21 protein-coding genes are annotated in these 19,962 nt (G+C 63.8%); 7 read left to right on the top strand and 14 right to left on the bottom strand.

Features of this window, described 5'->3' with window-relative positions:
* Positions 1-97 precede the first annotated feature (97 nt).
* On the bottom strand, positions 98-1,072 hold the full coding sequence (locus tag NKH28_RS32575) for a phytanoyl-CoA dioxygenase family protein (RefSeq protein ID WP_352981287.1): 975 nt from the start codon (positions 1,070-1,072) through the stop codon (positions 98-100).
* A 190-nt stretch (positions 1,073-1,262) separates the two neighbouring features.
* On the bottom strand, positions 1,263-1,766 hold the full coding sequence (locus NKH28_RS32570; protein WP_292664385.1) for a glycosyltransferase: 504 nt from the start codon (positions 1,764-1,766) through the stop codon (positions 1,263-1,265).
* Positions 1,767-1,917: 151 nt separating this feature from the next.
* On the opposite strand from NKH28_RS32570, the gene NKH28_RS32565 reads away from it, so the two are divergent.
* Positions 1,918-3,072, top strand: coding sequence for a PA0069 family radical SAM protein (locus tag NKH28_RS32565; RefSeq protein ID WP_352540123.1), 1,155 nt, complete (start codon positions 1,918-1,920; stop codon positions 3,070-3,072).
* A gap of 167 nt (positions 3,073-3,239) precedes the next feature.
* The gene (gene rnhB, locus NKH28_RS32560) at positions 3,240-3,935 is read left to right on the top strand and encodes a ribonuclease HII (protein WP_352449930.1); all 696 of its coding nucleotides are present in this window, start codon (positions 3,240-3,242) and stop codon (positions 3,933-3,935) included.
* 250 nt (positions 3,936-4,185) lie between these two features.
* Here the strand turns inward: rnhB and NKH28_RS32555 are convergent, their stop codons facing one another.
* The 7 genes from NKH28_RS32555 to NKH28_RS32525 all read right to left on the bottom strand — a co-directional run bounded on the left by NKH28_RS32555 (position 4,186) and on the right by NKH28_RS32525 (position 9,638).
* Positions 4,186-4,677: a F0F1 ATP synthase subunit B gene (locus NKH28_RS32555; protein ID WP_023674071.1), complete on the bottom strand. Its 492-nt coding sequence runs from the start codon at positions 4,675-4,677 to the stop codon at positions 4,186-4,188.
* 10 nt (positions 4,678-4,687) lie between these two features.
* Positions 4,688-5,263 carry a F0F1 ATP synthase subunit B gene (locus NKH28_RS32550; protein WP_352981286.1) on the bottom strand — a complete coding sequence of 192 codons (576 nt, stop codon included), beginning with the start codon at positions 5,261-5,263 and terminating at the stop codon, positions 4,688-4,690.
* A 64-nt stretch (positions 5,264-5,327) separates the two neighbouring features.
* Positions 5,328-5,552 (bottom strand): F0F1 ATP synthase subunit C, encoded by a 225-nt coding sequence (locus NKH28_RS32545; RefSeq protein ID WP_320232093.1) that lies wholly within the window; start codon positions 5,550-5,552, stop codon positions 5,328-5,330.
* Positions 5,553-5,619: 67 nt separating this feature from the next.
* Positions 5,620-6,378: a F0F1 ATP synthase subunit A gene (locus tag NKH28_RS32540; protein WP_352969384.1), complete on the bottom strand. Its 759-nt coding sequence runs from the start codon at positions 6,376-6,378 to the stop codon at positions 5,620-5,622.
* Positions 6,379-6,447: 69 nt separating this feature from the next.
* Complete coding sequence (locus tag NKH28_RS32535; RefSeq protein ID WP_352981285.1) at positions 6,448-6,846, bottom strand: AtpZ/AtpI family protein; 399 nt, start codon at positions 6,844-6,846, stop codon at positions 6,448-6,450.
* Positions 6,847-7,101: 255 nt separating this feature from the next.
* On the bottom strand, positions 7,102-8,286 hold the full coding sequence (locus NKH28_RS32530) for a cell wall hydrolase (RefSeq protein WP_352969386.1): 1,185 nt from the start codon (positions 8,284-8,286) through the stop codon (positions 7,102-7,104).
* Between the two features lie 107 nt (positions 8,287-8,393).
* On the bottom strand, positions 8,394-9,638 hold the full coding sequence (locus NKH28_RS32525; protein WP_352981284.1) for an MFS transporter: 1,245 nt from the start codon (positions 9,636-9,638) through the stop codon (positions 8,394-8,396).
* Positions 9,639-9,833: 195 nt separating this feature from the next.
* Here NKH28_RS32525 and NKH28_RS32520 point away from each other — a divergent pair, with 195 nt between their 5' ends.
* Complete coding sequence (locus NKH28_RS32520; protein WP_352981283.1) at positions 9,834-10,751, top strand: LysR substrate-binding domain-containing protein; 918 nt, start codon at positions 9,834-9,836, stop codon at positions 10,749-10,751.
* Positions 10,752-10,765: 14 nt separating this feature from the next.
* Here NKH28_RS32520 and der read toward each other — a convergent pair whose 3' ends face one another.
* The gene (der, locus tag NKH28_RS32515; protein ID WP_352458795.1) at positions 10,766-12,199 is read right to left on the bottom strand and encodes a ribosome biogenesis GTPase Der; all 1,434 of its coding nucleotides are present in this window, start codon (positions 12,197-12,199) and stop codon (positions 10,766-10,768) included.
* Between the two features lie 65 nt (positions 12,200-12,264).
* Positions 12,265-12,930 (bottom strand): tetratricopeptide repeat protein, encoded by a 666-nt coding sequence (locus NKH28_RS32510; protein ID WP_352981282.1) that lies wholly within the window; start codon positions 12,928-12,930, stop codon positions 12,265-12,267.
* Positions 12,931-13,134: 204 nt separating this feature from the next.
* On the opposite strand from NKH28_RS32510, the gene NKH28_RS32505 reads away from it, so the two are divergent.
* Positions 13,135-14,127, top strand: a complete 993-nt coding sequence (locus NKH28_RS32505) for a polysaccharide deacetylase family protein (protein ID WP_352981288.1) — start codon at positions 13,135-13,137, stop codon at positions 14,125-14,127.
* Positions 14,128-14,154: 27 nt separating this feature from the next.
* Here NKH28_RS32505 and sbmA read toward each other — a convergent pair whose 3' ends face one another.
* From sbmA to NKH28_RS32490, 3 genes are all read right to left on the bottom strand, one after another.
* A complete protein-coding gene (gene sbmA / locus NKH28_RS32500) occupies positions 14,155-15,432 on the bottom strand; it encodes a peptide antibiotic transporter SbmA (protein ID WP_352981281.1) in 1,278 nt (425 codons plus the stop codon).
* 116 nt (positions 15,433-15,548) lie between these two features.
* Positions 15,549-16,703: a YbfB/YjiJ family MFS transporter gene (locus NKH28_RS32495; protein ID WP_352981280.1), complete on the bottom strand. Its 1,155-nt coding sequence runs from the start codon at positions 16,701-16,703 to the stop codon at positions 15,549-15,551.
* A gap of 113 nt (positions 16,704-16,816) precedes the next feature.
* Positions 16,817-17,026 carry a hypothetical protein gene (locus NKH28_RS32490; RefSeq protein ID WP_352473371.1) on the bottom strand — a complete coding sequence of 70 codons (210 nt, stop codon included), beginning with the start codon at positions 17,024-17,026 and terminating at the stop codon, positions 16,817-16,819.
* Positions 17,027-17,123: 97 nt separating this feature from the next.
* Between NKH28_RS32490 and NKH28_RS32485 the strand changes: the two genes are divergently transcribed.
* From NKH28_RS32485 to NKH28_RS32475, 3 genes are all read left to right on the top strand, one after another.
* Positions 17,124-18,038: a LysR substrate-binding domain-containing protein gene (locus NKH28_RS32485; RefSeq protein WP_352981279.1), complete on the top strand. Its 915-nt coding sequence runs from the start codon at positions 17,124-17,126 to the stop codon at positions 18,036-18,038.
* 81 nt (positions 18,039-18,119) lie between these two features.
* Positions 18,120-19,376 carry an aminopeptidase gene (locus NKH28_RS32480; protein ID WP_352981278.1) on the top strand — a complete coding sequence of 419 codons (1,257 nt, stop codon included), beginning with the start codon at positions 18,120-18,122 and terminating at the stop codon, positions 19,374-19,376.
* 57 nt (positions 19,377-19,433) lie between these two features.
* A complete protein-coding gene (locus NKH28_RS32475) occupies positions 19,434-19,790 on the top strand; it encodes a DUF488 domain-containing protein (protein ID WP_352981277.1) in 357 nt (118 codons plus the stop codon).
* Positions 19,791-19,962: the final 172 nt, after the last annotated feature.

Below are 19,962 nucleotides of genomic sequence, written 5' to 3'. Positions count from 1 at the left end.
GCGTCATCCGATGCTGGCCTCCACTCCAGCCAGCATCTTGAATCACAAAACCGACTGATCCGGAATCCCCTTCGATTCCGTCAAATCAGGAACCGCTCTAGCGAATGACCGGCTCGCCGTGAAAACGCCGGCGCGACGGCGGCGACACGCCGAAGCCAACCTCCATCATCAGCCGCGGCGTGAGCGTCGGCACGGTGCCCATATGGAAGCCGAACGGATCCTCGACAAAGCCGAGGCCGGCCGGCCCGGTCAGCGTGACCGGGCTCTGCTCGCCGTAGACGCCCAGCACCTCTTCCGCCGAATGGCCGACCAGCAGCGTCAGCTGATGCTTCAGGATGCGGCGGTTATGGGAGCCGCGGACATAGACATGCGGCCCAGTGTCGGCGTCGACCGGCACCAGGTAGAAAAAGAACTTCAGCATGCGCCAGTCGTCGAGGTCGAAATGGTATTTGCCGAGCGAGGCCATGTTCTTGTCGGCGTCCGAGACGCCACCGGTCGGAAAGCTCCACCAGACGCGGGTGGTGATCAGCTTGGCCTGGCTGCCGAGATAGTGCGCTGCGATATCGAGAAGCAGCGGATCGCGCTGCACGGCGACCGCAGCGTTGCAGTCGAGGACCCGTTCGAAATAGTGACCGCTGAGCAGCGGGCGGCCGAAATGCTTTTCGGCATCGGCGTGTTTTTCGGGCAGGAATTCCAGCCGGCGGTCGAAATTGCCGAAGCATGGCGTGCGCTCGGCGAAGCGGACAATCTCCTCATGGATGGCGGCCGGCAGCATCAGGCCCGAATAGAGCCCCTCCGTCCGCAGCGCGCCGACGACGGCATCGCGATCGACGCCGGCGAACATCGTTTCACCGACATTGCGCGCCGGCGGAACCGGCTTTGCACCGCGCCAGTGCAGGCGCCGCGCCGGCATGGTGCGGGCCAGCATGAACATCGGCAGCCATGCCGGATTCTCGCGAAGGTCGGAAAGATAGGTCGGGATGCGGGCGGCGATGCGGCGCAGCATGCCGCCGTTTCGTGCGATCGCCTCGAGGCTTGCGGCGCCGGACTTGTCAGGGCTTGAAAGGGTCATCGGGGTCCTCAAAATATCGAGGGAACAGCATCGACGACAGTCGTCGTCACCGCTCCGGCACACCCCAAACCCATTCGCCCGTATCGCTGGAAATGGTAACCCCCGGCCAGATTTTGTGCAATGCACAATAAGCGACGACCCGCCAGAAAATTTGTCTGGGCGGAGTTCCCATAACCGGGACGGTAAGCCGTCACTTCCGCGGCGCGACCCAGATCTCGGCGTGGAGCCTCCTGGTCGCCAGGCCGCGGGCGATCGCTTCGGCGCTGCGGGCGTTCTTCGACAGCGCCGCGGCCTGACGCTTGCTGATCACCAGGCCTTCGGCGAGAGCGCGATTTCCGGCAAAGACGCGCGACAGGAACGGCGCGCGGCTGCCGCGTGCCCGCGAGAACCGCGCCGCCATGGTTTGCCTGGCGGTATGGGCGACGACCTCGTCGATCCAGCCCTCTCCCAGCCGCGCGCCCGGTTCCAGCAAAAGCAGCCAGTCGCCCTTGGCCTGCCTGATGCCGGCGGCGATGCCGCCGCTGACATAGTGGCAGCCGGCATGTTCGGCGACGCGGTGCGTCTGATCGGTCGAGCCGGTGTCGCAGACGAGAACGTCGCGCACCACGCCTTCGACCGCGCCGCCGATCAGCGAGGCGAGCGTGCGGGCAAGGCCCTCCTCGTCGTTCAGGGTTTCGATCAGGACGCTGAGCATGTTTAGCCGAATAGCGGAAAGCGGTGGGCAGCGCCAGTTTTTGCGGCGCACCGCGAGAAAGTTCTTGCTTTGTTCTCATCGATACGATAGGAATACATTCATGAGCAGAGCGATTCGACAGCGGGCGGACAGTCCCTGGGAAAGGGCCAAGATGGAACAGATCGTGCGTGCCGATATTGCAGCCTTCGGCGCTGGCAGGGCCGAAATGGCGAATGCGATGATCGAGCAGAGCGGCATGCGTGTCCGTCCCGACCGCAACCGCGGCAGGTCGGCGGGCATCAATCCGTCCGGCCGTTTCGAGCCGGTCAGCCGACACGTGTTTGACGATGGCTGGAATTCGCTGGAGGAGCTGCCGCCGTTCAGGACCGAGGTACAGGTCGAGAAGCCGCGCACCATCATCACGCGCAACGAATCGCCCGACATCTCCTTCGACCGGTCGATCAATCCCTATCGCGGCTGCGAACATGGCTGCGTCTATTGTTTCGCGCGGCCGACGCACAGCTTCATGGGCCTGTCGCCGGGGCTGGATTTCGAATCGAAGCTGTTTGCCAAGCCGGATGCGGCGCGGCTGCTCGACAAGGAATTGTCCAGGGATAATTACCAGCCGCGCACCATCGCCATCGGCACCAATACCGATCCTTATCAGCCGATCGAGAAGCAATACCGGATCATGCGCGAGATCCTCGAAGTGCTGGAGGCGCGCGGGCATCCGGTCGGCATCGTCACCAAATCGGCGCTGGTGACCCGCGATATCGACATTCTGTCACGCATGGCCGAACGCGGGCTGGCCAAGGTGGCATTGTCGGTGACGACGCTCGACCGCATGCTGGCGCGCACCATGGAGCCACGCGCGTCGACGCCGACCAAGCGGCTGGAGGCGATCAGGCAGCTTTCGGATGCCGGCATTCCGGCCTCGGTGATGGTCGCGCCGATCATCCCCGGACTGACCGACCCGGAAATGGAGCGCATCCTCGATTCGGCACAGGCAGCGGGGGCACGCGAGGCCGGCTATGTGCTGCTGCGCCTGCCGCTGGAGGTCGCGCCGATCTTCAAGGACTGGCTGCTGCGCCATTATCCCGATCGCTATCGCCACGTCATGTCGCTGATCCGTTCGATGCGCGACGGCAAGGACTACGATTCGGAATGGGGCAAGCGCATGAAGGGCTCCGGCCCCTATGCCTGGCAGATCGGCCGGCGCTTCGAGATAGCTGCCAAACGGCTCGGCCTCAATGCCGAGCGGCGCTCGCTGAGGACCGACCAGTTCGTCCCCGCCGCCAAGGCTACCGAGCAGCTGATGCTGCTGTGACAAAGCGTCTCGCGCCAGCCGCTTGAAGCGGCCGCAGCAGGCGAAAAATCCCGTCCGGCCTGTCCTGTCCCCGGGCTTGCAGACGGTAGCCCCCTCCTGGTCCGGTGCCCCGCCCGACCCGGAGGGGACTTGCGGAGAATCGGAGCCGATGCGAACCTCGCCGCACCATGGCTCGCCCGCGTTCCGATTCTCCGCTTCTCTTCGAAATCGTCGAGAAACCCGACTTCTCGTTCGAGACGAGGGCGATGGCCGAAGGCCTTTGGCCGGTGGCGGGGATGGACGAGGCCGGCCGCGGCCCGCTCGCCGGGCCGGTGGTGGCGGCAGCGGTGGTGCTCGATCCCGCCAACATCCCCGACGGCCTCGACGATTCCAAGCGGCTGACGCATTTGCAGCGTGAGGCGCTGTTCCTGAAAATCCTCGGCTCCGCGCTCGCCGTATCGATGGCCTCGGTCAGCGCCGAAGGCATCGATGCCTCCAACATCCTCAAGGCCAGCCTGGAGGCGATGCGCCGTGCCGTGGCCGGCCTGTCAATCCGGCCGAAGCTGGCACTGGCCGACGGCCGCGACGTGCCGCCCGGCCTGCCCTGCGAGGGCAAAGCACTGATCAAGGGCGACCAGCGCTCGCAGTCGATCGCCGCAGCCTCGATCGTCGCCAAGGTGATGCGCGACCGCATGATGTGCGGCTGCGGCAGCCATCATGCGCATTACGGCTTCGAGCTGCATATGGGCTACGCCACTGTCCGCCATCGCACGGCGATCGATCTGCACGGGCCAGTGGCGCGGCTGCACCGCGCCTCCTTCGCGCCGTTCCGGTTCGGCGGCACCGAGGTGCTCGAGGAAGAGGGTTTTTCGGGTTTGGATTGAGCGATTCGGCAAGGTGTGATCTCCCCCCTCGAGGGGGAGATGGCCGGCAGGCCAGAGGGGGTCGCCTCGCGTGAAGCGCCAACGTTCTCTTTCGTTCCATAGGGCGTCGCGCCAGGACGTACCGACCCCCTCTGTCGCCTTTGGCGACATCTCCCCCTCAAGGGGGGAGATTACGCGCTCAGCCGCTTTCGCCCACAGAAAAAGCCGCCAGGTTTCCCGGGCGGCTTCGATGACTTGTTGATGCAGCCGTTCAGTTCAGCTTCGATTTCAAATCCTGCAGCGAGGCGTTGAACAGGTCGGCGCCGGCCTTGGCGTCGATCTTGCCGGCCAGCAGCGCGCGCGCGGCTTCCACCGCGATATCGACGGCGCTGGCACGCACTTCGCCGATTGCTTCGCGCTCGGCCTGGCCGATCTTCTGCTCGGCCAAAGCGGTACGCCGGGCGACATAGTCCTCGGTCTTCTTGTGCGCCTCGGCGGCAAGCATGTCGGCTTCGCGCTTGGCCGCGGCGACGATGGCCGCGGCCTCCTGCTCGGCTTCCTTGCGCTTGCGCTGGTATTGCCCGAGCAATTGCTGGGCTTCTTCGCGCAACCGCCGCGCCTCCTCGAGCTCGGAGCTGATCTTGTCGGCACGCGCATCGAGCGCTTTGGCGATCATGCCCGGCACCTTGATGTAGATGGCGATGCCGAGGAAGATTACGAGGGCAACCGTTGCCCAAAGCGTCGCGAGAGATGTGGCGTCCATGATGCGCTCCTCACCCGGCCACGGATTTGACCGCGGCCGCGATTTCGGCCTTGCTGGCCTTGCCGCCGACAAGCGCCTCGACGATGGCCGAAGCGGTGTCCTCGGCGATCGTGCCGACTTCCTTCATGGCATTGGCCTTGATGGAAGATATGCGCGCCTCGGCCTCGCCAAGCTTCTGGTCAAGCGCTGCCTCGATCGTCTTGCGGGCAGCTTCGGCTTCCGCCTTGGCCGCATCGTTGGCCTGCTGGCCGATCGCATTGGCCTTGCCCTTGGCTTCCGCCAATTCCTGCTCATAGGCGGCAACGGCGGCATCGGCTTCGCCTTTCAGCCGGGCAGCATGATCGAGATCCTGCGTGATGCGGTCGTTGCGCACGTCGATGATGCCGCCAACGCGCGGCATCACCACCCGTTTCAAGAAGAGATAAAACAGCCCGAAGGTGATCGCCAGCCATAGAAGCTGCGAGGGGAATGTCTCCGGATTGAATGGCGGAAACGTGCCGTGCGCCTCGGCGGGCACGCCGGTGCCAGCGCTGCCACCTTCGACGGCGGGCGCGGACTCTTGCGCAAAGGCAGATGTCACGAACATCGCATTCCCCTGTCCATACAGTCAGGGCGCACCTTGCGCCCCCTCTTCGTCGGCCCGGTGTTTCTTACTTGAACACCAGCAGGAAGGCGATGAGAAGGGAGAAGATGCCCAGCGCTTCGGTCACGGCGAAGCCGAAGATCAGACGGCCGAACTGGCCATCGGCGGCCGACGGATTGCGCAGCGCGCCCGCCAGATAGCTGCCGAAGATGTTGCCGAGGCCGATGCCGGCGCCACCCATGCCGAGGCAAGCGATGCCCGCGCCGATTGCAGCTGCTGCATTTACTTCCATGTCAAACTCCTTGTGGTTTCATTGTCGTTGCAGTTTGTAATGACGGTAAATCCGCCGGTGAAATTCCCTAGTGACTGGGATGCAAAGCGTCGTTGAGATACATGCAGGTCAGAACCGCAAAGACGTAGGCTTGCAGGAAAGACACCAGCACTTCCAAGGCCGTCAGCGCTACCGCCATAGCCAATGGCAGGATCGAACCCGCCACGCCAGCCGCGCCAAGCGCGCTCAGCGAAACGACGAAGCCGGAAAAGACCTTGAGGGTGATGTGACCAGCCAGCATGTTCGCGAACAAGCGGACAGAAAGGCTGATTGGTCGCGACAAAAACGAGATGACCTCGATCGGTACGACGAGGAACATCATCACTAAAGGCACGCCCTGCGGTACGAACAGCTTTAGAAAGCCGAAGCCGTGCTTCATGAAGCCGTAGACGATGACGGTTCCGATCACCAGCGCAGCCAGGCCGAAGGTGACGATGATGTGGCTGGTGACGGTGAAGAAATAAGGAAAAAGCCCGAGCAAATTGGCGACGAGCACGAACATGAACAGCGAAAACACCAAGGGGAAGAACTTCATGCCTTGGGTTCCGGCTGAATCGCGCAGCATGTTGCCGACGAATTCATATGCCATCTCGGAAACTGACTGCAGGCGGCCGGGAATGAGGCTGCGGCTCGATGTGCTGAGGTAGAGAAACGCCGCCGCGACAGCCACCGTCGCGACCATGAACAGCGCCGAATTGGTGAAGGACAGGTCATAGCCGCCGATGTGAATCGGAACAAGCGGATGTATCTGGAACTGGTGGATTGGATCGACCTTGTCAGCAGCCACTTTTAATCCCCATCAAAGTCGCACGCGACTCTACTATGCGTTCATTGCGCCGGTGAGTGGCGCGCTAATTCATTCTTTCGGATCGCGCGGATTATCGCTTTGTCCGAATTCTGCCATAAGCCCTGCTGAGCGCATGACATTGAGCACGCCGGCGCCAAAACCCAGCAGCAAAAAAACGATCAGACCCCATGGCGTTGTCCCCGCCAGACGGTCGATGATCCAGCCGATGCCGGCACCAACCACTATCCCGGCGATGAACTCGCTGGACAGCTTGAGCGCCTGGCCGTACCCGGCCGCACTGCCCGCTTTCGCGTCGTCTTTCCCCTCGAGCCGGTCCGGCCGCCTTGTCGCAAGCGATGCTTCAAGGTCGCGCCGGCGGCGCTCAAGATCGTCGTCGCGGATGTCGGCTTCATGCTGCTTGCCGCGGCCGGTTTTGCCGGTTCCGTCTGGCCCATTCTTGTCGGCCACGCAACCCCCCTGCCCGGTCAGACCGTCACCGTCCGTCCGCTTCTTAAAGTCGCCGGCAACATAGTTAGAGGGTCAGCGCCCGTCAAGCCACGGGCGGACGTTCAAGCTCAAGTATTTTTCCGTTATAAATCAGATACTTGCCTGGGTGCGACATCGTGCCCGACACAGTCTCCGGCGGGCCGTGGCCGAATCCCCGCGGCGATGCGTCTTCGATCGGCCGCTCTCGCGCGAAAGATGCAAGGACTGCCCGAGCGCTCAGCTCCATCCGCCGCCATAGGTGCGGTAGAAGATGTGCAGGCCGATCCTGGTCATTTTCTGCATCGTCCGCGCCCAGCCCGGATGGACGTAGTTGGCGTAATAATGGGTCGACGAGCCGACTTCCGGAATGAAGATCTTGCCGGCTGTGACGGCCATGGCGACATCCTGGGCGGTCTTGTAGGCAGCGGGGTTGTCGATGCGCTTCTTCCGGCCGTCGCAGGCGAAGGAAAACTGGCAGCGGTTGAACCAGTTGTCGTTCTGGTAGACGACGCCGCAGATCGAGTTCGGATAGGCGGGGTTGCGGACGCGGTTGAGGATGACCTGGGCAACGGCGGCCTGGCCGCGCACGGATTCGCCGCGCGCTTCGAAATAGATGCCGTTGGCGAGACATGCCTGCTCCGGCTTGGAAAAGACGCTCGCCGGCAGCGGCGTCTGCATCCAGGAATGGTCGCCCTTGCTCAGCGGCGGAATGAAGCGACCGTCGTTTGGGTCCTCGTCCTGCAGCAAGGCCTCGAAGGGCGACGCTTGTGCATAATCGGGAGCGGACGAGGCGTAGGCGGTCGCCAGCACGTCCGGATGATCATTGTTGACCAGCGCGGCAAGCATCGCCGGTACGCCGGGATCCGGCTTCTTGTCGATGCGCGTGTGGAAGGCGGCGGCGATCTGGATTTCCTTGCCTTTGATCTCGGGCTTGGCGAAAGCCATCCTCAGGCCGCTGTCCATGCTTGGGCGGAGCAGCGAAGAGGTGCGCTCGAAGATCGAGCCGGCATTGAAGTTCTTCGGCGGCGAGACGGGCGAGACCTGGATGATGCGGCCCTTCTTGTCGGCACGCGTGATGCGGTTCTCGTCCGGCGTCGTGCCGGCGATGCTGCCCTTGCCGCGAAACGAAACGGCGCCGATGCCGGGCAACTGGACGCCGGAGCCGGAGAGCGAGCCGGTGCTGCTGGAATCGAGGAAGGGCATTTCGGCGGCGTGAACGGAGCCGGCGACGGACTTCTCGACATAGGCGTTCCAGCGGACGCTCGGCGCCTCCAGGCCGGAGACCAGGCTGGTCATGTCCTGATAGGCCGCGACCGTCGGAAAGCCGATCCAGATGCCAAGGCCAATAACGAGGGGAGACAGGAAGGAACGCTTTTTCTCACCGGCGGCGGCGACAAGCCGCGTCAAAACACGTCGATGCACGGAACTCTCCAGAAACGCAACGGACCCCACTGGAGAGCTACAATGATGCATTAACCTTGATGGGGCGTTAACAGCTTAGAACGTTGTTTTCCCATCTCGTGTCGAAGTCAGGCGCTTTTGCGGCCATCGCTTGACGGAAGAAAGATCGGCCAGGCGATCAGCGCGCAAATAGCCGCACCCAGCCAGACGCCTGCCCACGAGCAGAGGAAGAGAAGCCCGGGAACGGCGATCGGCACCAGGAAGAAGGCAATGAAGACCAGGCTGTTGGCAAGGCCGAGCGCCGTTCCGGCCTGGCTGGCGCCGGCCAGCGTCGCAAGCTCGGTGTAGGCGACGCCATGCCAGGAGGAGACGCAGATGCCGGCCACGACCAGCATCGCGACGATCGCCGGCGACAGCATCGGCGCTTGGCCTGACAAGAATTGGGCCGCCAACAAGACGAGCGCGGCAAGCACGGTGAAGGCGGCCACGCTCAGCATGCTGCACAGACGCAGGAACGACCGGCGGTTGCCGTGACGGTCGGTGTAGCGGCCGCTCCAGACGCGCATGACCATGGCGCCGACCTGGACGGCAGCCAGGCTGGCGCTGATCACGGCTGTTCCCATGCCGGCGAAATCATGCAGGAACACAGAAGCAAAGGTGAGCACCGCCACCTGCGGAAAGCAAAGCAGGCCGATGGCTGTTGCGATGCGCCAGACGGCCGGGTTGCGCAGCGGCGCCGGGCCGGCCGACAATGCCATGCTGCCCGAATTGGCATCGTCATGCGCCGGCGGCTGATGCAGCCAGCGCCAGGCGAGCGAGGTCGAGACCGCGGAGGCAGCCGCCAGCAGTCCGAAGACTGCCGTGAAGCCATGGGCTGAAGCGAGCGCTGGCAGCACCAGCGCGCCAAGCCCGCCGCCAAGCGGCACCGCCGTCTGCCTGATGCTCATGGCAAAGCCGCGCTCGCCTTCGCCGAACCAGGCCATGATGGCGCGGCCGCTGGAGCCGTTGACGCTGCCGCCGAGCAATCCGGTGACCAGCAGGGCAGCGGCGAGAAGCGCGATGCCGGGAATATGGGCCGGTGACGGCACGACCAGCGCGGCCATGACAAGCAGCCAGACCGCGGTTGCGCCGAGCCCCGTCAGCAGCACGCGGCGGTCGCCCCAGCGATCGGTCAGCAGCCCCCACGGCAATTCGCTCAGCGCCACGCCCAGGCCGAGAAGGCCAAGCGCCAGGCCGAGTTCGCCATTGGAGAGATGGTAGCCCGAGCGCAGGAACACCGCCGTCGCCGGAATGCCGGAGAAGGTCGCGGAGAAGCAGGCATTGGCGGCGACGCCGATGCCCAGCACCTTCCAGCGATGATTGGCTCGAAGCACCGCCGCTTCTGACGGGGCGGGAACGGCGGCCGGGCGAAGCGGTTTGCAATCTGCTCCTGTGGCGACAGCGGACATAGTTCAGCTCCTGCATGGGTCGGCTGCATTCGGTCTTGACGCGCTCTCTCTACTGCCATAGCTTCGTACTGAATATCAGGAAGTTTTTGACGTAATGTCCCGAATATCAGGATTATTGGCATGCGACGCGTGACATTCGATCTCGACGTTCTGCGCAGCTTCGTTACCGGCATGGAGCTGGGCAGCTTCGCCAAGGCCGCCGACCGGCTCGGCCGCTCGACCTCGGCAATCAGTGCGCAATTGAAGAAGCTGGAGGAGCAGGCGGCGACGCCGATCTTCCGCAAATCTGGACGTGGCCTGGCGCTGACGGACGCGGGCGAGACCATGCTCGGCTACGCGAGGCGGCTGATCGAGCTCAATGACGAGGCCGCCTCCGCCATCCACGATGTCGAGCTGGAGGGTTGGGTGCGGCTTGGGCTACAGGAGGATTTCGGCGAGGCGGTGCTGCCGGAGGTGCTCGGGCGCTTCGCCCGCGCCCATCCCAAGGTCAAGATCGAGGCCAGGATCGCACGCAGCCACGAGCTGGCCGAACGGATCATCTCGGGCAGCCTCGATATCGCGCTTGCCTGGCACAATGGCGCGACGCTGCCCTACAGCCGGCATGTCGCCGACGTCCAGATGCGCTGGATCGGCCCGGAAAAACAGATCGAGACCAGCCTGCGCGATGGCGAGGCGTTGCCGCTGGTGGCGCTCGAAGCGCCGTGCCTGCTGCGCAGCGTGGCGACCGAAACGCTCGACCGCGCCGGCCTGGCATGGCGGATGGCCTTCTCCAGCCCGAGCCTTGGCGGCATCTGGGCAGCCGTCGCCGCCGGGCTCGGACTGACGATCCGCACCGATATCGGCCTGCCGGCCACCGTCAGGGCGATGACGCCGGAGATCGCCGGGCTGCCCGCCTTGCCCAAGATGGCGCTGTTCCTGCACCGCAAGGAGGCCGAGCCCGACCCCGTGGCAGCGCGGCTCGGCGACATCCTGCTGCAGGCAGCGCTCGAAGCGTTGCCGCAGACGCAATCGGCGCCTGTCTTGCGCAAAGTGGCGTAAAGGAGAAGTGGCGCCTAGCGGCGCTTCTTTGCCTTGCCGGCGAAAGGATTGTCCGAGGTGCGCAAGGCGATGCGGATCGGCACGCCGGGCATGTCGAAAGCCTCGCGCAGGCTGTTCGAGAGATAGCGGACGTAGGATTGCGGCATCGCATCCGGCCGTGAGCAGGAGACGACGAAGCCCGGCGGCCGCGTCTTGGCCTGCGTGACATATTTGATCTTCAGCCGACGCCCGGCGACAGCGGGCGGCGGATGATGCGCCAGGATGCCTTCCAGCCAGCGGTTGAGCTTGCCGGTCGACACACGGCTGTTCCAAACTCGATGCGTCCGGATGACGGCATCCATCAGCTTGTCGAGGCCACGCCCGGTCTCGGCCGACACCGGCACCGCCTGCATGCCGCGCGCCTGCGGCAGCAGCCGCTCGGTTTTTTCGCGCAGCTCGGCCAGCAACTCCTGGGGATGATCGACAAGGTCCCATTTGTTGAAGGCGATCACCGGGGCACGGCCTTCGCGGATGATCAGGTCGGCGATCTGCAGATCCTGCTTCTCGAAGGGAATGGTGGCGTCGAGCACGATGATGACGATCTCGGCAAAGCGGATGGCGCGCAAGCCGTCCTGCACCGACATCACTTCGAGCTTTTCGTGGATCCTGGCCTTGCGGCGCATGCCGGCGGTGTCGAACAATTTTAAACGGCGGCCATGCCAGTCCCAGTCGACCGAAATGGAATCGCGAGTGATGCCGGCCTCAGGGCCGGTCAACAGCCGCTCCTCGCCGATCAGCGCGTTGATCAGCGTCGACTTGCCGGCGTTGGGGCGGCCGACGACGGCGATGCGCATCGGCTTGGTGTCGTCATAGCTCGGCTCGGCGTCCGGGTCGGTGATGTCCTCGCCGATCAGCACCTCGCTGGCGGCGACCTCATCCTCGCCGGCCTCTTCGTCCTCGCCGAAGGCGCGCGCCTCGCCAAGTGCTGCGATCACGGCGTCGCGCAAATCGGGCAGGCCCTGGCCGTGTTCGGCCGAGACCGGGATCGGTTCGCCAAGGCCGAGCTCCCAGGCCTCCAGCATGCCGCCCTGGGCGCCGCGCGCCTCAGCCTTGTTGGCAACGACGACAACCGGCTTGCCGGACTTGCGCACGATCTCGGCGAACGTCTTGTCGTCGGGCATCAGCCCGGACTTGGCATCGATCGTAAAAAAGATCAGGTCGGCCTCGCGGATGGCGATCTCGGTCTGGGCGCGCATGCGGCCGGGCAGCGTCGAGGCAGCCGCATCCTCGAAGCCGGCGGTGTCGATGACGTCGAAATGCAGGTCGTAGAGCTTTGCGGCATGGACGCGGCGATCGCGAGTGACGCCGGGCGTATCGTCGACAAGCGCCAGCTTCCTTCCCACCAGCCGATTGAAAAGGGTCGATTTGCCGACGTTAGGCCGGCCGATGATGGCGACTTTGAAGGTCATCCGACCCTACATCTGCTATGCATGTCGTTATCCCAAAACCGCTGCGCACTTTTGGGCGACATGCATTACGACACGCCGCCCGAGCCGCGGATCAGCTCGGACATCAAAGTCGCCCGCTCGCGTGTGTTGCGCGGGGCGCCGTCGTCCGCGGCGATCTGGTCGAACAGCTTCAATGCATCCGCCGCCTTGCCTTCCTTCCAGGCGGCAAGGCCAAGCGCCTCGCGCGCCGTATGGCGCAGGGTATTGGTGTCAGCGGTGAGCGCCTCGACGCGGCTAGAGACATCGGCGAAAGAGCCGTGGTCGACCAGAAGCAGCGCTGCCCTGAGACGAGCCATGTCGCGAATGCCGGAGGGGATCTTGTTGTCGGCGGCGACCTCGTCGAAATCCTTGACGGCGGCGTCGACGTCGCCCTTGTCCGCCTTGACGGTTGCGGCGCGCATGCGGGCGAGCAGCGGATAGGCGCCGTAGCCGTCCTTCTCCAACGCCTCCAGAGCGGCAAGCGCCTCGTCGTTCTTGCCGTCATTGGCAAGCTTGAGCGCCTGCGAGAAGGCATCGCCCGAGCGGTTGGCGCGGGTCTCGTCCCAATAGCGGTAGCCGACGACAGCGGCAGTGCCGAGCACCACCAGCACGGCCAGCACGAGCAAGGCGGGACCGAAACGGTCCCACAGCGCATGCGCCTGGTCGCGACGAATCTCTTCGTTGACTTCGCGGATAAAACTGTCGTCCGACATGGATCAAAACCATTCATGCCCCGGCCGGGGCGGTTGATGAGCCCGCGTTTTAGCGAAATTTTGCCGGCATGGAAGGGGTTCGGCAGGAAAATCGCCTATTCACGAGGCAGTCGCCGCCAACGGCGGCCGTACAGGTCGATCGTACCCGTGCCATATTTCGCCGGTAGGCGGTGCTTCTACATTCCCTAATCAAGTCAGATGCCTTTGCCCCGTTTGTCCCGCGTTATTGCGTTTTCCATTGCCGTGTTTGCTGCCGGCGCGGCTTTTGCCGACCCGCCGGCGCCGCCCGCAAAACCGAAGCAGATCGTCATTATCTCATTCGACAGCGCCCGCGACATTTCGCAGTGGCAGCGCAGCCGGGCGCTGGCCGAGCGCACAGGTGCGCACTTCACCTATTTTGTCTCCTGCGTGTTCCTGCTGTCGCCCGAGACACGCAAGGAATACACCGCGCCCGGCAAGACAGAAGGCAAATCGAACATCGGCTTTGCCGCCTCCAAACAGGAAGTCGCCGAGCGGCTCGAGCAGATCAACCTCGCCGCCTCGGAGGGCCACGACATCGGCAGCCATGGCTGCGGCCATTTCGACGGCAAGGACTGGAGCAAGGCCGACTGGCTGAGCGAGTTCGGCTCGTTCAAGCATATTCTCGAAAACGCGTATTCGATCAACGGCATCGCTCCCGAACCGAAGGGCTGGCGCGATTTTGCCCGCAAGTCGGTGGTCGGCTTCCGCGCGCCTTATCTGTCGGCAAACAAGGCGCTCTACGAGGCGCTGCCCGCGGCCGGCTTCCTGCTCGACGCAAGCGGCGTCTCGCGTGGGCCGGTTGAGCCACCGACCGTCAACGGCATCACGCGCTTTTCGCTGCCGCAGATCCCGGAAGGGCCGAGCTCAAGGCGGGTGATCGCCATGGATTACAATCTCTATGTCAGACATTCCGGCGGCTTCGAGCGGCCGAGCATGGCGGAAGAGTTCGCTGACCGAACCTATAACGCGTTCCGCGCCGCCTTCGATGCGCAATACCAGGGCAAGCGCATTCCGCTTGAGCTCGGCTTCCACTTCACGCTGATGAATGACGGCGCCTACTGGAACGCGCTGGAACGCTTTGCCGGCGAGCTCTGCATCAAAGCGGACGTCGAGTGCATCAGTTTTCACGATTATGTTTCGCGGCGAGGCGAAAGGCAGGCGGCGGTGGGCGGCTGAGCCGCTAGCGCCCGCCGCCCGCCAGTCTTAGCTTGCCGGCTGGTCCTCAGGACGCAGCCCGGCTTGCTCGCGTTCCAGATAGCGCTGGTCGATTTCGGGCAGCGGCTCGCCTTCGAGCGTAGCCTCGAAGGCGCGCAGGCGTTTGTGCACCGACTGCAGCTCAACGATGGTCGACCACGAAGTGAGCAGGAATTGGAGCGATCCTGTTACTCGGCCAAACGCATTGGAAATCTGCTGGAAGGCTCCGAAAGTTATTCTGTGAGCCACAAAGGATGGTCCAAGGATCAGCATTGCGAAGATATTGTCGGCCTGCAGGTAGGTGTAACGCACAACATTGAAATAGATGTAATGAAAATAGAGCCGGAAATAGTTGTGGCGAACCTTTGAAAACAGCTCGGCAGTGGTTGCAGGCTGAGCTCGATCTTCGTGATCTTCGCCATAGACGAGTTCTTTACGATAAGCTGCCTCGACACGCTGGTTCCGGAACTGCAGGCCCGGCAGTTTCAATCCGGCAACCATGACTGAGATTGTTCCGAACAGACACCAGGCCAATGCGGCAACGACCAAAGGCTGCGGAATCGCACCGACGATTGGCAGTTCGCTGATATGGCTCTGCAATTGGATCATCACCGGCAGGAATGCGATTAAGGTCATGATCGACTGGACAAAGCTGGAACCCAGATCTTCCATGATCTGCGAGAACCGCATCGTATCCTCTTGAATACGTTGTGAGGCGCCCTCGATGTGCCGGAGCCTGCTCCAGTTCTCCACGAAGTAATTGTTCATCGCGGTGCGCCAGCGGAATATCCAGTGGCTCACGATGAAGGCATTGACGACCTGCACATTCATTCCTATCAGCGCGAGCCATGAAAAGCTGGCCAATCCGGCATAAAACTCTGCGTCGGTGGATTTAATAGTCCCCGACATCAATCCCTGGATATAGTCGAAGAAAGGCCCATACCAGGCGTTGACCGCGACACTGACCTGTACATTGAAATAGATGAGGAACAGGATGACCGCGCTGATCAATATCGACCAGTTTTGCCACGGATGCGGTGCGTACCAGCTCCAGAATGCATAGAAGACGGCAACGCAAAAAGCAAAATAGAGATAGAACCACAGAAACGGGTTCGACCAGAGTACGGCGATGCCGATAATGGGCGGTGCATCAGCCGCAGTCGGCGGCAAGCCGAACACAGCGCCCAGCTGTTCGCCACCGAAAAACCAGAACAGGATAGCGGCAAGGCTCCAGACGGCCAAGGAACTGAAGAACAGCTTCGGCTGCGGAAAAAACGATACGAACACTGTGGCGAAATCCTCGGTCGGCGCAAATCAGCGGCGTTGGTCAGCGGGCATAAAGTCACACATTAGTGGGAAAGAAAATGCCCGTGCCCGATGCCCGCAACCGAGCAAGACCATAATCATGGCGATTTTGGCGCAGCCGACCAGGCGATCGCGCCGGAAGCGAGCAGGACGGCGGCGGCCACGATCGAGGCAAGGAAAAAGTTGCCCGAGGCCTGCGCAAGCAGCCCGGCGACGATCGGGCCGATGATCTGGCCGAGGCCGAAGGCGGCCGTCATCACCGCCAGCATCCGGCGTGGTGCTTGCGGAGCAAGCTGCCTGCCGGCCTGCAGGCCAAGCGCGGTGATGGCGATGAAGGTGCCGCCGACAAGAAGGCCGCCGAGCAGCGGCCCGGTGCGCCCGCCCATGGCGACGCTGGCGCTGACGCCGACCACCTCGACCAGGCACCCCAGTGCGTAGGTGGCATAGAGCCCGATCCTGGCCGTAAGCTTCTGCCACAGCCAGACCGAGGGGAAACCGGCAAGGCCGGTGACCGTCCAGACCACGGCCTCGAAGACGCGGCCGCCGCCGCCCTGGCGGACGATGGCGACCAGGAACGTTGCCGTGACGATGTAGCCGAAGCCGAACAGGCCGTAGGCGACAATGACCTTCACCAGCGACCGGTCTTTCGGCAGTGCCGGCTCGCTCCCGGTGGTGCTGTTCGCGGCCGAGGTGCCGCCGGCCAGCAAGGCGACGGCGGCAAAGCCGCAGGCCGAAATCACCGCCGACCACAGCCAGCCCGCCGCCCAGCCGGCATGTTCGGTGACGAGGAGCGCCAACAGCGCCGAGGACGCCGCGATGCCGAGGCCGACACCCCCGAAATACAGCGCCTGCAGGTCGTTTCGCCCGGCCGCGGCGAGATGACCGAAAACGATGCTGGTCATGAAGACCAGCACGAAGGCGCTGGCGAGGCCGGCAAGAAAGCGGATGAGGAGAAAGCCGGGCATGGTACCGCTCAGGCCCATCAGGCCGGCGAGGATCGCGGTGGCGGCAAGGCCGGCCAGCATCAGCTGACGCTCGCGGCCTTGCGCCCAGCCGCCGGTGGCGGCAAGCGCGCCGACGAGGTAGCCGAGATAATTGGCCGATGCGATCCAGCCGGCATCGGCCGGCGACAGGCCGAGCTCTTCCATCATGCCGGGCAGGATCGGCGTATAGACGAAACGGCCGATGCCCATGGCGACGGCCAGGGCGATCATGCCGGCGATTGCCAGGCGCAACGGCGAAGCGATGTTCATCGCGGTGCACCATAGGTGCGCCTGCCGGCGAGACAATCCGCCTTTTATTGGGCCAGAAGGGCTGCGCAGCCGCGTCGGCGGCCGGCTCACCTGAAGTGCCAGCAAGTCCTTGTTCAGCCGCAGCAGGTCCTTGGCGGGGCCGTCTCGAAGCGGGTACGACGCGCGGTCAGCCTGAACGGCATGTCGGCGAGTTCGCGCTCCGACATGGTGTCGAGCACCGGATGCGACAGCGGATCGGTCACCCAATTGATGGCCTCGCTGTCATGCCGGTGCGGCTGCGTTCCGATCGGGGAAAAGGCGCCGAGCCATGATAAAATCTTCATCGGATTTGCCTCCTCACTCTGCGTAACCCACTTAGAATCCGCCGTTCGTTAGCGTCTGGCAATTGAGATTTCCGCCGCTCCAGTTTAGAAAAACTGTATGGCTACTCTGAACCGCGTCCATCTCAACGGCTTGCGCGCTGTGGAAACCGTTGCCCGCCTGGGCTCGCTCGCGGCGGCGGCCGGCGAGCTCAACGTCTCGGTCAGCGCCGTCAGCCAGCAGATCAACCGGACAGAAAAGCAGCTCGGCCGGGCGCTGTTCGAACGAACGCCAGCTGGCCTGGTGGCGACGGAATTCGGCACCGCCTTTGCCGCGCGGCTCAGCGCAGGGTTTCGCGAACTTGCGCAGGCGATGGCGCTTGCCGATGAAAGCTCGGAGTGCACGCTGGTGGTTTCGGTGGCGCCGGCTTTCGCCTCGAAATGGCTGCTGCCGCGGCTGTCGCGGCATTTTGCCCGCCATCCGAACGTGCTCCTGCGCATCGATGCCTCGGTGCGGCTTGCCGATCTCGATCGTTCGGACATCGACGTCGCCATTCGGCTCGGCGACGGCAAGTGGCCGGGCGGGCGCGCCGAATTGCTGCTGGCGCAGGAGGTGTTTCCGGTTTGTGCACCGGTGATCGCCAGCAAGCTGAGATCGATCGAGGACCTTGCTTTGACCTGTGCGATCACGGACGAAAGATCGATGATCAGTTGGGAGAGCTGGTTCGAAGCGGCCGGGGTGAAGCCGGTCACCTTCATGAAGGGCGCGCGCTTCACAGATCCGATGCTGTGCCTGGAATCGGCGATTGCCGGTCACGGCGTCATGCTCGGCTGGCAGTTGCTGGCCGCCGACGCACTGGCCGACGGACGTCTCGTCGCGCCGTTCGGCATACGCGCCCAGAGCGGCCTCGGCTATTGGCTGGTGACCTCGGCCAGCAAGAGCGAAAGCCGCAAAGTCAGGGATTTCAAGACCTGGATCCGCGAAGAGATCGAGGCGACGATGGCGCAGTTCAGGTCGCTCGAGAGGGCCAGCTAGGGCTGCCGGCGTCATCAGAGTGGAAAGGTCGGCAGCGCCGGTCTATGTAAGAAACAGTCCCCAATCACGGCAGGCAGGATCATGACCACACATTCGCGCGGCGTTTCCGCAAGCATCGACCCGGTGAAGCTCGACAGGCTGGCGGAGGTCGCCGTCAAGGTCGGGCTGCAATTGCAGCCGGGGCAGGATCTGGTGCTGACCTCGTCTATTGCCGCGCTGCCTTTGACGCGGCGGATCATCGAGCACGCCTACAAGGCAGGTGCCGGCCTGGTGACGCCGATCTTCAACGACGACGAGATCACTCTCGCGCGCTTCCGCTACGGCGCCGACGCCGGCTTCGACCGCGCCGCCGGCTGGCTCTATGAAGGCATGGCAAAAGCCTTCGCCAACAATGCGGCGAGGCTTGCCGTGCGCGGCGAGGATCCGTCGCTGCTTTCTTCTCAGGACCCGGCAAAGGTGGCGCGTGCCAACAAGGCGAATTCGATGGCCTACCAGCCGGCGCTGGAGAAGATCACCGGCTTCGACATCAACTGGAACATCGTCGCCTATCCCGATCAGGCCTGGGCCAAGCAGGTATTCCCGGACGACGCCGACGACGTCGCCGTGGCCAAGCTCGCCGACGCTATCTTTGCCGCCTCGCGGGTGGATGTCGAAGACCCGATTGGCAATTGGACGGCGCACAATGCGGCGTTGAAGAGCCGCACCGAATGGCTGAACGGCCACAATTTCCACGCGCTGCATTTCACCGGCCCCGGTACCGACCTGACCGTCGGGCTGGCCGACGGCCACGAGTGGATGGGCGGCGCCTCGACCGCCAAGAACGGCATCACCTGCAACCCCAACATCCCGACCGAAGAGGTTTTCACCACGCCGCATGCAAGGCGAGTCGAAGGCCATGTCACCAGCACCAAGCCGCTGTCCTATCAGGGTACCCTGATCGACGGCATTGCGGTGCGTTTCGAGGCGGGCCGCATTGTCGAGGCCAAGGCCACGAAGGGCGAGGATGTGCTGCAGAAGGTGCTCGATACCGACGAAGGCTCGCGCCGTCTCGGCGAGGTGGCGCTGGTGCCGCATTCCTCGCCGATCGCCAAGAGCGGGCTGCTGTTTTTCAACACGCTGTTCGACGAGAACGCCGCCTGCCACATCGCGCTCGGCCAGTGCTATTCGAAGTGCTTCGTCGACGGCGCCTCGCTCGGCCAGGACGAGATCGCGGCGCGCGGCGGCAACAAGAGTTTCATCCACATCGACTGGATGATCGGCTCGGACAAGATCGACATAGACGGCGTCCATAAGGACGGCAGCCGCGTGCCGGTGATGCGCAAGGGCGAGTGGGTTTAGGCCCGGGATCTCTAAACGAAGGCCAGCAAGCAGCGGCGCCTGCTGGCCCATGCGGAGTTGGCAATGGAGCTCGCGGTAAAGCGCATCTATGAGCCGCCGGCGCCCGATGACGGGCAGCGGGTGCTCGTCGACCGCATATGGCCTCGCGGCGTCCGCAAAGAGGACGCGGCGCTGACGCTATGGCTAAAGGACATCGCGCCAAGCAATGGGTTGCGCAAATGGTTCGGCCATCAGCCGGCGCGCTTTGCGGAGTTCCAGCGGCGATACCGCGATGAGCTCGACCGGAACGGCGAGGCGGTCGGCCAGCTGTGCGCTCTGCTCGACAAAGGCCGGGTGACGCTACTCTACGGCGCGCATGACGAGAAGCACAATAACGCGGTGGCGCTGGCGAGCTATTTACGTGGGATCAATTAGTCACGCCGGCGGGACAGCCCCCCTCTGGCCTGCCGGCCATCTCCCCCACTTGGGAGTGTTTGGACCGGAGAGTTGTGTGCGTCAAGTTCTGCAAAATGGCGTGGCATTGCGGTGACATCGGCGTGTCCGCCGCGCAGCCCCCGTGTTTAGCGGAGCGGCGGACACATGACGG

The sequence above is a fragment of the Mesorhizobium sp. M1227 genome, assembly GCF_040318315.1.
Lineage (GTDB): Bacteria > Pseudomonadota > Alphaproteobacteria > Rhizobiales > Rhizobiaceae > Mesorhizobium.
The sequence above is the reverse complement of the archived record's forward strand: the minus strand, read 5'-3'. Positions and strand labels throughout refer to the sequence as shown.

Coding starts and splice junctions, on each gene's coding strand:
- NKH28_RS32575 (WP_352981287.1), bottom strand. CDS start 1,072: ATGACCCTTTCAAGCCCTGACAAGTCCGGCGCCGCAAGCCTCGAGGCG.
- NKH28_RS32570 (WP_292664385.1), bottom strand. CDS start 1,766: ATGCTCAGCGTCCTGATCGAAACCCTGAACGACGAGGAGGGCCTTGCC.
- NKH28_RS32565 (WP_352540123.1), top strand. CDS start 1,918: ATGGAACAGATCGTGCGTGCCGATATTGCAGCCTTCGGCGCTGGCAGG.
- rnhB (WP_352449930.1), top strand. CDS start 3,240: ATGGCTCGCCCGCGTTCCGATTCTCCGCTTCTCTTCGAAATCGTCGAG.
- NKH28_RS32555 (WP_023674071.1), bottom strand. CDS start 4,677: ATGGACGCCACATCTCTCGCGACGCTTTGGGCAACGGTTGCCCTCGTA.
- NKH28_RS32550 (WP_352981286.1), bottom strand. CDS start 5,263: ATGTTCGTGACATCTGCCTTTGCGCAAGAGTCCGCGCCCGCCGTCGAA.
- NKH28_RS32545 (WP_320232093.1), bottom strand. CDS start 5,552: ATGGAAGTAAATGCAGCAGCTGCAATCGGCGCGGGCATCGCTTGCCTC.
- NKH28_RS32520 (WP_352981283.1), top strand. CDS start 9,834: ATGCGACGCGTGACATTCGATCTCGACGTTCTGCGCAGCTTCGTTACC.
- der (WP_352458795.1), bottom strand. CDS start 12,199: ATGACCTTCAAAGTCGCCATCATCGGCCGGCCTAACGTCGGCAAATCG.
- NKH28_RS32510 (WP_352981282.1), bottom strand. CDS start 12,930: ATGTCGGACGACAGTTTTATCCGCGAAGTCAACGAAGAGATTCGTCGC.
- NKH28_RS32495 (WP_352981280.1), bottom strand. CDS start 16,703: ATGAACATCGCTTCGCCGTTGCGCCTGGCAATCGCCGGCATGATCGCC.
- NKH28_RS32490 (WP_352473371.1), bottom strand. CDS start 17,026: ATGAAGATTTTATCATGGCTCGGCGCCTTTTCCCCGATCGGAACGCAG.
- NKH28_RS32485 (WP_352981279.1), top strand. CDS start 17,124: ATGGCTACTCTGAACCGCGTCCATCTCAACGGCTTGCGCGCTGTGGAA.
- NKH28_RS32480 (WP_352981278.1), top strand. CDS start 18,120: ATGACCACACATTCGCGCGGCGTTTCCGCAAGCATCGACCCGGTGAAG.